Source organism: Lysinibacillus fusiformis (assembly GCF_003049525.1).
Taxonomy (GTDB): Bacteria; Bacillota; Bacilli; order Bacillales_A; family Planococcaceae; genus Lysinibacillus; species Lysinibacillus fusiformis.
In genome coordinates, this window is the sequence record NZ_PYWL01000008.1 from 102,119 (window position 1) to 117,119 (window position 15,001).

The following is a 15,001-nucleotide window of genomic DNA, read 5'->3' on the forward strand; positions in this document are numbered from 1 at the left end:
TATACGACAAATAGGAATTCATCCTTATACCGTTGTAATGTCATTTCACATTTCATTCACAATTCAGACTAAAAGAAATAGCCAATTTTATGAATTTTACTAAAATCGCCAGCGTAAATAACCTTTATTATAGCTATTTAGATCTACCTGTTCTTTTTGGAATACTATTCCCCGGTGCCTGCCATACGCGCGTAAACTTCCCCAAGTGTAGGCATGCCTCCCTGTGCACTAAATTTTTCAACAGACAATGAGGCAGCAAGATTAGCAAAGTACACTGCCTCATCTAATGATTGACCCTCTACTAAGGCATAAGCTAGTGCACCGTTAAAGGTATCACCTGCACCAGTTGTATCCACAGCAGTCGTCATATAGCCTGGTATATGAACGGGAAATATACCATCAAAATAACGCGCACCATCACTTCCTAGCGTTATAATGAGCTTATTAGGATACTTTTCTAGCAGCTGATCGATGGGCTCGTTAAAAATTTCTGCACATTCTGTTTCATTTGGCGTTAAATAGGCGATATCCTTCATCCACTGTTTATCAAAATTTGCCGCTGGTGCAGGATTTAATAATATTGGCACTCCCGCCTCTTTACATAGTTGAATGGCATATGCTGTTGTCTCTTTTGGAATTTCCAGTTGAATGATCACCATTTGGCTTTTTTGTATCAACTCTTTGGATGCCTCAATATGTGTAGGTGCTAATTCATAGTTTGCGCCAGGCACCACTACAATTCGATTATCTTGATTGTAAATAAGTATATTAGCAATACCTGTTGGAGCTGTAGCACTATGAACAATGGCATCTGTGTTTACTTGCTCTTGCTGTAAACCTGCACATAATGTTTCACCAAAGCTATCCTGACCGACACAGCCAATCATCGCCACGTCACTCCCAAGTCGAGCAGCCGCAACTGACTGATTTGCCCCTTTTCCTCCTGGAACTGTTTGAAATGCATGGCCAAGAATGGTTTCTCCTTGCTTTGGAAAAGCATTCATTTGTACAACTAAATCCATATTCAAACTTCCTATAACTGTAATCATTAATGTCCCTACCTTTCTTCTAAGCTCTATTTTAATGGAGAAAAAAGGTCAAGGACAGGGTGTTTTAATAGCCTTTTTAAAGTTTTCCTAATAATCCTTTTCTAGCCTCACGTTCAATTTTACTATCACAATCTTCGCAGGAGAATTTTCCTTTCATATTTCTTTTATACAAGGTATATTTCCTTGTCCCTTCCACAACCTCAAACGTCTTTTTGCAAAAAATACAGGAAACTGAATAAGTAATCATAATCTATTCTCCTTTCAAATAACTTGCTACTTCCACATTATCAAAAAATACCATTTATTCACAATGTTTATATTCAGAATATTCTTGTCAAACTTACTTCTATTCACATTCTATCCATAATTATTAGTATGGTTATTTGCTAACGCAAAAAAACTGAAGACAACTCTCAGTTTGTCTTCAGTCTCCAATAATATATTAATAGGCTACTCGCTTCTCTTCATAAGTAGCGATATGTTCTTCGTATTTAAAAGTTAAGGCAATCTCATCCCAACCATTTAGCAATGTTTCCTTGTAGTACGGATCAATTGTGAAATGATAGACTGTTCCATCATCATTTGATACCGTTTGTGCTGCAAGATTCACTTCCACTGAATATGGATTTGCTTTGCCCTTCGCTAGAATTTCATCACATTCTGCTTCTGTTAGCTTAATAGGAAGAATCCCATTTTTAAAGCAGTTATTATGGAAAATATCTGCAAAGGAAGGCGCAATGACGACATTAAATCCATAATCCAATATGGCCCATGGTGCGTGCTCTCGAGAAGAACCACAGCCGAAATTATCCTGTGCCACTAGAATCTTTGACTCTTTAAATTCTGGTTTATTTAATACAAAGTCTTTTATTTCATTGCCGTCTGCATCAAAGCGCCAGTGATAAAATAAATACTGTCCAAAGCCTGTGCGCTCAATACGCTTTAAAAACTCTTTTGAAATAATTTGGTCTGTATCCACATTTTTACGATCCAGTGGTGTAATAACACTCTTTACGATATTAATTGGTTCCATTTTCAACATCCCTTCCGTGTAAAAACAAGCTTTACACAGTTTCCTTTACAAATTCACGTACATCTACAAAATGCCCTGCAATTGCGGCTGCAGCTGCCATTGGTGGAGATACTAAATGTGTACGAGAACCAGCTCCCTGACGCCCTTCAAAGTTGCGGTTGGATGTGGAGGCACAGCGTTCACCAGCTGGGACTACATCATCATTCATCGCTAAACACATGGAGCAACCTGACTCTCGCCATTCGAAGCCGGCGTCTATAAAGATTTTATCTAAACCTTCTGCCTCTGCTTGTTTTTTCGTAGTATGAGAGCCTGGAACAACGATTGCTGTAACATCGCCATGTACCTTTCTTCCTTTAATAACATCAGCAGCTGCACGTAAATCACTAATACGCGAGTTTGTACAGGAGCCAATAAAGACATGCTGGATATCAATGGACGTTAATGGTTGCCCTTCCTCTAAGCCCATATAATCAAGAGCTTTTTGAAGTGCTGCCTTATCGGATTCATCTTTATAATCTGCTCGTGTTGGGACGTGGCCAGAAACTCCTGTACCCATCGATGGATTGGTTCCCCATGTAATGATAGGCTCGATTTCTTCCGCATGAATAATACGAACTGTATCGTAAGTAGCATCCTCATCAGAAGCTAGGCTTAACCAATAGTTAGCTGCTTCCTCAAATTGTTCACCTTGTGGGGCATATTTACGACCACGAATATAGTCTACCGTTGTTTGATCAGGGGAAATAAGCCCTGCCTTGGCACCAGCTTCAATCGACATATTACAAATCGTCATCCGTTCTTCCATGGACAGTTTGTGGATAGCTTCTCCAGTAAATTCCACAATATATCCTGTGCCGACTCCAATTCCGAATTTTGCAATAATCGCTAAAATAATATCTTTAGCGGCTACTCCGACTGATAGCTCCCCTTCAACACGAATTTCCATTGTCTTTGGCTTATTTTGCCATAATGTTTGCGTCGATAATACATGCTCTACCTCAGAAGTTCCAATACCAAAGGCAATCGCTCCAAATGCACCATGTGTGGATGTATGTGAGTCACCACAGACAATCGTTTTGCCAGGCTGTGTAAGCCCTAGCTCTGGTCCAATAACATGGACAATTCCTTGATCAGGATGGCCCATACCTGCAAGCTCAACACCAAACTCCTCAGCATTTTTGGCTAAAGTTTCAATTTGGTTACGTGCAATCGGATCATGGATGGTTGGTAAATTTTTTGTTGGAACATTATGATCCATTGTTGCAAAGCTTAAATCTGGGCGACGTACTTGACGTCCAGTCATCCGAAGTCCTTCAAAAGCTTGCGGAGAAGTTACTTCATGAATTAAATGAAGATCAATATATAACAGGTCCGGTTTGCCCTCTTCCTGATAAACAACATGTTTATCCCAAATCTTTTCAATTATATTTTTACCCATTGTCTTCACCTATTTCTTTAGATATATGTTGTCATAATGCTTTGTGAAACAAAACTAGTATCAATTTCATTAATAACCTTGTCTGTCCATTCATTTGTTGATAAAACTCTACTGCCATCACGGGCAAGATCTGCTGTAAAATAACCATCATCAAATACCGCACTTACGGCACGTTCAATTTCTGCTGCTTCTTCCTTTAAGCCAAACGAGTATTGAAGCATCATCGCTACAGAAAGAATGGTTGCTGCAGGATTTGCCACTCCTTGCCCTGCAATCTCAGGTGCTGACCCGTGTACTGGCTCATATAGGCCAAAATTATCTCCACGAATAGATGCCGACGGTAATACACCTAAAGAACCCGTAATAACAGATGCTTCATCACTTAAAATATCCCCGAACATGTTTTCTGTAACTACTACATCATAGTGTCCAGGATTTGTAATCAGTTTCATCGCTACAGAATCTACTAGGTTATGTTCCACCAAAACATCTGGATATTCTTTTTTCTTTGCTTCTACGACTTCTCGCCATAAACGACTTGTTTCAAGAACATTCGCCTTGTCAACAGAGCATAACTTGCCTCCACGTAAACGTGCTAGCTCAAAGGCATTTTCAACGATACGCTCTACTTCTGCTTTCGAGTAAACAGTTGTATCAATTGCGCCATTTTCAGTACGCATACGTGGTTCCCCGAAGTATACGCCACCTGTTAGTTCACGAACTATCATTAAATCAACGTTTTCAGCTACTTCACGCTTCAATGGTGAAGCATCTAGTAAACTCGGGAACGCCTTTACAGGACGTAGATTAGCAAATAAATCAAAGTGTTTGCGAATTCGCAATAATCCCTTTTCAGGGCGTAATTCAGGTGGATTCTGATCCCACTTTGGCCCTCCAACAGCTCCTAGTAGAACCGCATCACTATTCTCACACATCTCAATTGTTTCATCTGGTAGTGGATTATTGTGTTGGTCGATGGCAGCGCCCCCGATTGTTCCATACCCTAAATGGAAAGTATGATTAAATCTTTTACCAATCACTTGTAATACACGCACAGCAGAAGCAACAACCTCTGGCCCAATTCCGTCACCAGGAAGTACTGTAATTTTTTTCTCCATCATCAAAACACCCTTCTTTATATAGCGCATTCGCTAATTTTGTAAAGACGCTCACCAAATATATGAGTGATGAGCGTATTCAATTTTCTTGATTAACCTTATACGCCATGATTATTGCATCCGACTTGTGAATGGTACCTCACACATTTCACTACTTGTAAAACTGGACGATTAATTAAACTGGATGTGCACGAAGACTTTCTTTTATTAAATGACGGTTAATAGCATTTAAATAAGCTTTCGCCGATGCTTCCAAAACATCCTGAGAGGAGTTGCGGCCAGTCGTCGATACATGATCATAACGAATATTTATAACAGCTTCACCAAGTGCATCACGGCCTTTCCCCACTGATGTCACACGGTAATCAATCACATGAACAGCACTTGGTACTAGCTGCTCTAGCGTGTTAAAAATGGCTTCTACTGACCCAGAACCAGTGGCAACTACTGTTTTCTCTAATCCCTCTGGTGTTAGCACAATGGCTGTGGCCGTCGGAATATTTTCTGTACCATATTGCACTTGAACCATTTTCAATTCAAATAGTGGCACATCCTCTAACTGAATTTGCTGTTCCGTAAGAAGAGTCAGTAAATCTTCCTCAGTAATTTCCTTTTTACGATCCGCCAATTTTTTGAATTTCAAAAACGCCTTATTCAACTTTTCATCTGATAGATCAAAGCCCATTGTTTCAGCTCGATCACGGAAGGCTGCTCGACCAGAATGTTTTCCAAGAACTAAAGGTATTTCACCTTCACCGATCAGTGCAGGTGAAATAATTTCATAAGTTTCTGGATTTTTTAACACACCATCCTGATGAATACCAGATTCGTGTGCAAATGCATTTTTCCCAACAATCGCTTTGTTTGGCTGAATCACGACGTTTGTCAATTTACTGACTAATTGGGACGTACGTTTAATCTCTTGCAGCTGTATCCCTGTCTCTACCTGATAAAAATCCTTACGTATATGAAGGGCTACGGCAATTTCTTCTAACGCTACATTGCCTGCTCGCTCTCCAATGCCATTAATTGTTCCCTCCACTTGTGCAGCACCATTTTCAATTGCCGCCAATGTGTTGGCTGTTGCCATTCCTAGGTCGTCATGACAATGGGCAGAAAATTTGACTTTATCAGCGCCTTTTACGTTTTCCAGCAAATACTTAAATAATGCACCATATTCGTAAGGGGAGGCATAGCCAACTGTATCAGGGACGTTAATTGTTGTGGCCCCAGCGGCAACCACTTCATTCATAATTCGTACTAAAAATTCACGATCTGAACGGAATGCATCCTCAGCAGACCATTGTACAAGGGGAAAGTATTTTTTCGCATATTTAACCGCTTCAACCGCTTGCTCGATGACTTGTTCTGGTGATTTTTTCAGCTTGTATTCCATATGGATGGGTGAAGTAGCTAGAAAAATATGAATATGTGGTTGTTGAGCTACTTTAATAGCTTCCCATGTCGTATCAATATCCTTTTGGATACAACGAGCAAGGCCCGTTACGACTGAATTTTTTACTGTTTCAGCAATGCGATGGACTGCATCAAAGTCACCGGGTGACGAAGCAGGAAACCCTGCTTCAATAATTGTCACACCAAGGCGCTCTAACTGTTTAGCAATTTCTATTTTCTCTGCTGTATTTAAATTGATACCAGCAGATTGTTCACCATCGCGAAGCGTAGTATCGAAAATATCAATTTTTCGCACTTGTCGCCACTTCTCTTACCACTTTTTCTTTACCTTCGTTGATGAATGGCATCATCTCACGTAGTTTTGCGCCTACTTCTTCGATTTGATGGTTCGCACCTGCCTCTTTGAACTTTGTATATTCAGGACGACCATTTTCATTTTCTTGAATCCAACGGCGAGCAAACGTACCATCTTGGATATCCGTTAACACGTCTTTCATACGAGCTTTTACAGACTCATCGATGATGCGTGGTCCTGCCACATAATCTCCCCACTCAGCTGTATCTGATACGGAGTAACGCATTGTTGCCATTCCACCTTCAAACATTAGATCAACAATTAGCTTTAACTCATGTAGTGTTTCGAAGTATGCTAATTCTGGTTGGTAGCCTGCTTCCACTAACGTTTCAAATCCTGCTTTTACTAGCTGCGTTGCGCCACCACAAAGTACTGCTTGCTCGCCAAATAAATCTGTCTCTGTTTCTTCTTTAAATGTTGTTTCAAGAAGGCCACCACGTGCGGCACCAATGCCTTTACCGTAAGCAAGTGCTAAATCTTTTGCTTGGCCCGTTGCATCTTGGTGGATAGCAAATAAACCTGGTACACCAGCACCTTCTTGGAATTGACGACGAACTAAATGCCCTGGTCCTTTTGGCGCTACTAAAAATACGTCTACATCTGCTGGTGGTGTAATTTGCCCAAAGTGAATATTGAAGCCGTGTGCAAACATTAGCGCTTTCCCTGCTTGTAAATGTGGAGCAATTTCTGCTTCATACACAGCTTTTTGTCGCTCATCTGGTAGTAGAATTTGGATTACATCTGCTTCTTGTGCTGCTTCAGCCACTGTTTTTACGTCAACACCATCTGCTTTAGCAGCATCAAAAGATCCACCTGGGCGAACCCCTACTACTACGTCAAAGCCTGATTCTTTTAGGTTTAATGCATGTGCATGACCTTGTGAGCCGTATCCGATAATAGCGATTTTCTTTCCTTTTAATACTTCCTCGTTAATATTTTGTTCATAGTACATTGTAGCCATTGTTGTTTCCTCCTAGAATTTGGTTTATTTTCACAGCTCTAGATGCATGACATTTTGGTAGTACTCACATCTATCACATCTAAAGCTATCAATTTTATAGGCAAACTATTTTAAAATAGAGAGCTGCGGATTCGAGATCTTTTGTGTTTCACGAACTGAGGCAGTTGCTCCTGTCCGTGTAAGTTCTTTAATGCCATATGGTCGAATGAGTTCAATAAAGGCATCTATTTTGTCTGGGTGTCCTACGACTTGATACGTCACTACATTTTTAGCTGTGTCAATTATTTGAGCGCGGAACGGTTCGACAATCGAATTCATTTCCAAGCGTAAATTTGGTGGTGAAATAACCTTTACTAGTGCTAGTTCTCGCAGGACAATTGATTTATCAGTAATATCATTGACCTTTAATACATCAATTTGTTTGGATAATTGCTTCACCAGTTGTTCAATTTTGCCTTCATCCTCTACATTGACAACAAAGGTCATTTTTGAAAAATTCGGTTGCTCTGTATGACCAACTGTAATGGATTCAATATTAAACTGACGTTTCATAAGTAAACCTGTTAATCGGTTTAACACACCACTTTGGTTAATCACAGTTACGGTAATTACTCGTTTCAATTCTTTTTCACCCCAATCATTTCATGTAGGCCTTTGCCTGGTGCTACCATTGGGTATACACATTCAAGCTGTTTCACACGACAATCGATTAACACAGGCTCATCAGAAAGTAATGCCTCTCGGAAAATAGCTTCCGCTTCATCAATTGTGTTAATGCGATAGCCTTTAATGCTATACGCATCCGCCAATTTAACAAAATCCGGTTGGATTGGCATAAGTGAGGATGAATAGCGCTCTTCATAGAATGTTTCTTGCCATTGGCGAACCATTCCTAAACAGCTATTATTCAAAATCACTATTTTTACTGGTAAGTTAAATTCCTGTAGAATGGACAGCTCCTGTGCAGTCATTTGAAACCCTGCATCTCCTACAATCGAAATAACTTTTTTGTCTGGCTTCGCAAATCGGGCACCAATTGCGGCTGGGAAGCCGAAGCCCATCGTACCAAGTCCACCAGACGTTACCCAGGCATGATCGTTATTTAAATGATAGTATTGCGCTGTCCACATTTGATGCTGCCCAACATCTGTTGTCACAATGGCATCACCCTCTGTAATTTTATGAACTAATCGCAATGCCTCTTGTGGTAAGATTTCCTGATCATGATCATTCTTGCAATACCATAATGGAAATTCATTGGCGTGATTTCTTAAATAGGCTAGCCAATCCGTTGTATCAGGACCATCGAAATCCTTTTTCAGTATCGCTTTCAATGCTTCTTTTGCATCTGCCACAATCGGAATATCTGTCGGTACGTTTTTACCAATTTCAGCAGGATCAATATCGATATGAACAATAGTCGCATTTGGTGCAAATGTAGCTAAATTACCTGTTAAGCGATCGTCAAATCGAGCACCAATATTAAGTAATAAATCTGCCTTTGTTATTGCTGTGTTCGCTGTTGCCGTACCGTGCATGCCGGCCATCCCTAGGAATAATTCATGTTCACCGTGGATGGAGCCTAAGCCTAGTAAAGTATTCGTTACAGGGATACGGTATTTTTCAGCGAATGTCGTTAATTCTTCACGTGCGTCTGCAAAAAGAACACCTGCACCAGCTAAGATGACTGGATTTTTTGCTAAAGAAATTGCTTGTATCGCCTTTTGGATTTGTAAGTAGTTAGGCTTATAGGTTGGTTGATAGCCTGGTAAATAAATTTCATCCGGTGCTTGAGGCGGATTTTCTACATCAAACAGCATTTGTGAAACGTCCTTTGGAAAGTCAACGACAACTGGCCCCTTACGACCTGTGCTGGCAATATGGAAAGCTTCTTTGACAATACGTGGGATGTCATTTACATCTTGTACTTGATAATTATGCTTGGTAATGGGTGTAGTAATACCCATAATATCAGCTTCTTGGAAAGCATCTGTGCCAATAACAGAAGTAGCAACCTGACCAGTGAATACCACTAAAGGTATGGAATCAATCATGGCATCGGCTATCCCTGTAACAAGATTTGTTGCGCCTGGGCCACTTGTAGCAATGACAACACCTGTTTTCCCTGAAACACGCGCATAGCCTTCCGCCGCATGGATAGCACCCTGCTCATGTCTTGTTAAAATATGACGGATTGGATTTTTATACATCGCATCATAAATTGGTAATACAGCACCACCTGGATAGCCAAAGATGATTTCAACGCCCTGATCGTGCAATGCCTGCACTAGTACATCGGCCCCGTCCTTTGCTTGATAGGTTTGCTCAACTGTTGCAGTTGTTGCTAATTGTTCTTTTTCATTAATTGAAACATTCGCACTCATCAATATGCCTCCTTTATTTCTTTCAAACTCACACATCAGTGTTGTAGATTAATGAAGTGTCACTAGCTGGTTAGTCTATGCTCTCCTGAAGAAGGAGAGTTAGCTCATTCCATTATGAAAATAATAAAAAGCCTTTTTCTCCACACGCAAAGAACTACCTTACGTAGGGATGAAAAAGACTTTCCATGGTACCACCCTTTTTTATAGCAAATAATTGCTACCTCGCGAATAAATGACAGCATTTATGTGCACCCATGCGGAATATACCGCATCCAATAGGGTGTCATAAAACATTTATTCATTAATAACGAGCACTTTCGACTATGCCCGAAGCTATCTAATGGTGTAAACACGTTTAATAGCTCACTCCGAGGGGATGTCGGATCTAGTTGTATCGCCGGCTTCCAGCACGACCGGCTCTCTGGTAGATACAAGGCTCTAGAACCTTTAACCTCATCAACGTTTTCATTTATCTAGTTTTAAATCTTCATAACGCCACCAGTGGAAGCGTTCGTCACTAATTTTGAGTATCTTGCGAGCCAACCTCGTTTGATTTTAGGCTCAAAGACTGGTAATTTTGCTCGACGTTCAGCTAAAACTTCCTCTGAAATTTGTAAATTAATCGTACGATTTGGTAGATCAATTTCAATCATATCTCCGTCTTCTACTAAAGCAATTGGACCACCCTCAGCAGCTTCTGGTGAAATATGTCCGATTGAAATACCGCGTGATGCCCCTGAGAAACGACCATCTGTGATTAAAGCCACCTTTGTACCAAGGCCACGACCTTGAATCGCAGATGTTGGTGCCAGCATTTCCGGCATTCCTGGGCCACCTTTAGGACCTTCATAGCGAATGACGACGACATGGCCCTCTTTCACTATTCCATTATCAATATTTTCTTGTGCTGCCTCCTGTGAATCAAAAACGATGGCTTGACCTTTGAATACTTGGATGGAAGGATCTACTGCGCCGACTTTAATCACGGAGCCTTCTGGTGCGATGTTACCGAATAACACCGATAAACCACCTACAGCACTATATGGATTTTCTTTCGTTCGAATGACTTGATTATTCGTAATGTGATGATCTTTAACTAACTCACCCATTGTCACTCCTGCCACTGTTGGACGATTAGGATGTATAGCACCTGGAATAGACACCAATTCATTAATAATGGCACTAACGCCACCAGCTTTATTAATATCATCCATTGAAATATCGGAAGCAGGCATGATTTTTGCTAAATAAGGTACTCGTTCTGCAACTTTATTAATATCCTCAATGTTGTAATCTATTTCCGCTTCATTGGCAATGGCTAATGTATGTAGAACCGTGTTAGTAGATCCACCCATAGCCATATCTAATGCAAAAGCATCGTCAATTGCCTCTTTTGTAATAATATCGCGTGGCTTAATATCTTCCTTTACCATACGAATTAATTGTTTCGCCGCTTCTTTAATGAGCTTATGACGCTCTTCAGAAGTAGCTACGATTGTTCCATTACCTGGTAAAGCAACACCTAGCATTTCCATTAAACAGTTCATAGAGTTTGCGGTAAACATCCCTGAGCAGGAACCGCAAGTCGGACAAGCATTATTTTCAATATCTAATAGCTCTTCGGCAGACATATTTCCAGATTTATGAGCACCGACACCTTCAAAAACAGACGTTAATGAAAGCTGTTTGCCTGATGCAGATGTACCGGCCTCCATTGGACCACCAGACACAAAAATTGATGGTACGTTGGTACGAACTGCTGCCATAAGCATACCTGGTGTAATTTTGTCACAGTTTGGAATATAAAATACGCCATCAAACCAGTGTGCATTAATAACCGTCTCAGCTGAGTCTGCTATAATTTCACGACTTGGTAATGAATAGCGCATACCAATATGCCCCATTGCAATACCATCATCGACCCCAATTGTATTAAATTCGAATGGAATACCACCCGCTTCAATAATGGCTTCTTTTACAACATCAGCGAACGTACGTAAATGAACGTGACCTGGTATTATGTCGATATAAGAGTTACAAACCCCAATAAATGGCTTGCCTAAATCTTTTGCTTTTACTTTGCCTGTTGCATATAAAAGACTTCGATGTGGCGCTCGATCTACGCCTACTTTTATCATGTCACTTCTCATTTTAAACGCCCCTCATTTATTGCTTTCCATACTATGTTCGTTGCTATATACAAAATCAAAATCTTCTGTCTATTTATTTTTTGTTTATAGATAACAGCATTCTAGAGTACTATTGCTGTAACGAACGTGTTAAATTGTTGTTATCATAGTACGAAAAAAAGGTCTCGTCAACACTATTTTTTGAATTGTTTAAACAATTAAAAAAATCTATCAAAATTGAAATCGTTTACATGCTGATTAAGCATCAGTTTTATCTCGCTTTGATAAAAATTTTGACATTTCGTTCATATTTTAATTTTTCAAAAATATAGAACAATAATTTTCTAAATATGAACAAAGAGTTGGAAAGGGCGGAAAAGGAGATAGCGCTTACAATAGAAATAATTTTTTTAAATATCCTGTAAAAAACACATGATCGGGATCATATTGGTGTCGAATGTTTAAAAATTTTTCAATTTCAGGATATAATTCATAAACCTTTTGAGCGGTTAAATGATGTTGTTTGCCCCAATGTGGACGACCTTCATATTTCTGCATTAACGTATGCACCCATTTAAAATAGGGCTCCTCTGACATTCCTTTATACATATGGAAGGCGATAAAGGCTGATTCACGCCCCTGTGTAGGGCTTAAAAAACCTGCTTCCCCTGCAGTTGTTCGACATTCTAATGGAAAATGAACATTAAAAACACCCTTTTTAAAGGTTGCATGAATTTCCTCTAGACAAGCTTCAAATTGAGATAATGGGATGGCATATTCACTTTCCTGGAACTTCACACTACGAGGTGAAGGATAAATTTCATAGCTTATACCTATTTTTTCACTTTCCACCACATTAGCCGCTGCTATTTTACTCATGGCACCACTTAAAGCTGGTTTCCACTTACACAGCTCAGACATCGCAAAAAAAGCACCATTTTCTACAATTTGTAACTTGAGGTTCTCTATTTTCTTATTCCATTCGCTTTGATAGACAGGAGCCACAACATTCATTCGCTTTACTTGAATTGTCTCACTACCAGGGAAATAAAACCATTCCACATGACGATGTTGTTGGATATCCTCCGCAAACCCGGTGAGTCCATTAGCTAAAGTATCTCTTGCCCCCACATAATGCAGACCATATAATGGCATGACTTTAATCGTTACTTTAACAAGAATACCGAGCATTCCTAGCGCTACATGAAGTGCTTCAGACAAATCATCCAATCCTCGTCGATGCTCCTGATAAGTTCCCGTCCCATCTACAAATCCCCACGACATCACGGCTGAGGATAAGGAACCAAGTGTAACACCTGTGCCATGAGTCCCCGTTGATACGGCACCTGCAATAGTTTGCTCCTGAATATCTCCCATATTAATTAATGCAAATCCATGCTTTGCTAGCATTGGTCCAATTTCATATAAATAGGTTCCAGCCCATAATGTAGCCTCCTGCTTTTCCTCATTCACAGCGATTAACCCGCGCATATTATGTAAGGAAATAGCTATATGCTCCGGCATTGCCACAGCGCTAAACGAGTGTGCTGCACCTGTAACACGAATCGTCTTTGCAGATTCGCGTGCATGTTTAACAATCATTGAAACTTCTTCAATGGAATGCGGTAAATACATTTCACTTGGATAGGAAATAACATTCCCAGCCCAGTTAGTCCATTTTTCTCCATTCTTCCATTTTTCTATAGAAAACATTGTCCATCCCCCCTGTATGTTGTATAAGATCCTACATACTTGTCCCCTCGAACACCATGTAATAATTGGAATCGTTCACAAAGCTCCCCAGCCTTGGCATGTCGAAAATAAATGGTATCGCCAATTTCAATGTTTTTCCCTTTGACCTTAATCGGCGTTTGCACCTCTCCTGCCCCTTCTAAGCTAAGATATGCAAAATTGGTAGGTTCATAGAATACAGGTAACCGATCACTACCGATCGCACCAGAAGCTGTATATCCCCCTCCATGACAAACAACGATATTTTTTTCAGGCTGTCTCGTGACACGTAAGGCGAATCCGGCTGCTTTTTCAAGCTGCAAATGGGTAAATTGATCGAACAGAGCAGGGGCATAAAACGCAGAACCAACCGTAATTTCAGTCACTTCTTTCTGCTGAGTTGTGTAAGTCATACTACCTGAGCCTCCTCCATTAACAAAACGTAAATTTGGAAAATAGGCTTTAATATGAGCGATAGCTAATCGGCGAAATTGAGTGACCTGCTTTTTCGCCTGTGCTTGCATGGCTTCTATTACTCTACCCTTTAATACATTCGCTGGACGATTACCAACACCAGCGATTTGCGCCTCATAGCCCATGGCCCCTACTACTTCAATAGAAGGATTATTTTTTATGGCTTGCAAAAATGGAGTTAACGTCTCAAGGGAATATAATGATGAACGTTTCGTACCAAAGTACAATAATTTGAAATCATTTGATACATTAATATCGATGCAAATTGGGACACGCACACCCATTTCATTCCCTAACTTCGCTAATAGTTGGATATGTTCCTGTCGATCAACCATAAACGTAACGGTTTTCCCCTCTTGAACAAAGTGTAATAATTGACGTATAGCCGTCTCTTCCATCACTGGATAGCCCAGTAATACATCATCAAACTGCTGCTGTAGTAAAAAAATTGTCTCTGCTGCTGTAAAAGTCATAAACCCTACTACATTCACAAGCTGATGTTGAATATAGCGAAGCACCTCAACTGAACGAATCGATTTTGTTGCTAGACGAATTGGTTTTCCCCCACATGCACCCTGTACAATTTGAATATTTTTATCAAGTGCATCAAAATCCAACCACGCAAATGGCCGTTCCAAATGACCAAACGGTTGATCCCATCTTGTTGTCATTTAATCCCTCCCTTTTAAGTACTAAGTATTAGACATGTAATAGAATAATTCCTTTAATCAAAATAAAAACAACCGTGAGCAGTTAACTAACAATGCCTACACGGTTGTTTTTAAAATGGGACAAACATTTCATTCACCTTTCTATTAAATTGGTTACGATGCGTAGAGGAAATCCGCTGCTAGATTTAATAAAACTAACAAATGCAAGCCCGCAATTAGTAAACCTTGACGATTTAATC

The 15,001-nt window shown here is 40.1% G+C and carries 12 protein-coding genes; all 12 read right to left on the reverse strand.

Annotated features, from left to right (window positions below):
• Positions 1–164 precede the first annotated feature (164 nt).
• Positions 165–1,049, reverse strand: a complete 885-nt coding sequence (gene rbsK / locus C9J29_RS17190; RefSeq protein WP_008180503.1) for a ribokinase — start codon at positions 1,047–1,049, stop codon at positions 165–167.
• 76 nt (positions 1,050–1,125) lie between these two features.
• Positions 1,126–1,296 (reverse strand): hypothetical protein, encoded by a 171-nt coding sequence (locus C9J29_RS24375; protein ID WP_008180501.1) that lies wholly within the window; start codon positions 1,294–1,296, stop codon positions 1,126–1,128.
• Positions 1,297–1,491: 195 nt separating this feature from the next.
• Positions 1,492–2,082, reverse strand: coding sequence for a 3-isopropylmalate dehydratase small subunit (leuD, locus tag C9J29_RS17195; protein WP_043990735.1), 591 nt, complete (start codon positions 2,080–2,082; stop codon positions 1,492–1,494).
• Positions 2,083–2,113: 31 nt separating this feature from the next.
• Positions 2,114–3,523, reverse strand: coding sequence for a 3-isopropylmalate dehydratase large subunit (leuC, locus tag C9J29_RS17200; protein ID WP_008180497.1), 1,410 nt, complete (start codon positions 3,521–3,523; stop codon positions 2,114–2,116).
• Between the two features lie 17 nt (positions 3,524–3,540).
• A complete protein-coding gene (leuB, locus tag C9J29_RS17205; protein ID WP_043990737.1) occupies positions 3,541–4,641 on the reverse strand; it encodes a 3-isopropylmalate dehydrogenase in 1,101 nt (366 codons plus the stop codon).
• 175 nt (positions 4,642–4,816) lie between these two features.
• Entirely contained in the window at positions 4,817–6,352 is a 1,536-nt protein-coding gene (locus tag C9J29_RS17210; protein ID WP_089986330.1) for a 2-isopropylmalate synthase, read from the reverse strand.
• Positions 6,339–7,373, reverse strand: coding sequence for a ketol-acid reductoisomerase (ilvC, locus tag C9J29_RS17215; protein WP_008180491.1), 1,035 nt, complete (start codon positions 7,371–7,373; stop codon positions 6,339–6,341). Before ilvC ends, C9J29_RS17210 begins: the two co-directional genes overlap by 14 nt.
• 105 nt (positions 7,374–7,478) lie before the next feature.
• Positions 7,479–7,994 carry an acetolactate synthase small subunit gene (gene ilvN, locus C9J29_RS17220; protein WP_025116198.1) on the reverse strand — a complete coding sequence of 172 codons (516 nt, stop codon included), beginning with the start codon at positions 7,992–7,994 and terminating at the stop codon, positions 7,479–7,481.
• Positions 7,991–9,757, reverse strand: a complete 1,767-nt coding sequence (gene ilvB, locus C9J29_RS17225) for a biosynthetic-type acetolactate synthase large subunit (RefSeq protein WP_107922508.1) — start codon at positions 9,755–9,757, stop codon at positions 7,991–7,993. The genes ilvN and ilvB overlap by 4 nt, the downstream gene beginning before the upstream one ends.
• Before the next feature lie 479 nt (positions 9,758–10,236).
• A complete protein-coding gene (gene ilvD / locus C9J29_RS17230; RefSeq protein ID WP_107922509.1) occupies positions 10,237–11,907 on the reverse strand; it encodes a dihydroxy-acid dehydratase in 1,671 nt (556 codons plus the stop codon).
• Positions 11,908–12,276: 369 nt separating this feature from the next.
• Complete coding sequence (locus C9J29_RS17235) at positions 12,277–13,599, reverse strand: D-arabinono-1,4-lactone oxidase (protein WP_089986327.1); 1,323 nt, start codon at positions 13,597–13,599, stop codon at positions 12,277–12,279.
• Positions 13,587–14,762: an amino acid deaminase/aldolase gene (locus C9J29_RS17240; RefSeq protein WP_089986326.1), complete on the reverse strand. Its 1,176-nt coding sequence runs from the start codon at positions 14,760–14,762 to the stop codon at positions 13,587–13,589. Before C9J29_RS17240 ends, C9J29_RS17235 begins: the two co-directional genes overlap by 13 nt.
• Between the last annotated feature and the right edge of the window lie 239 nt (positions 14,763–15,001).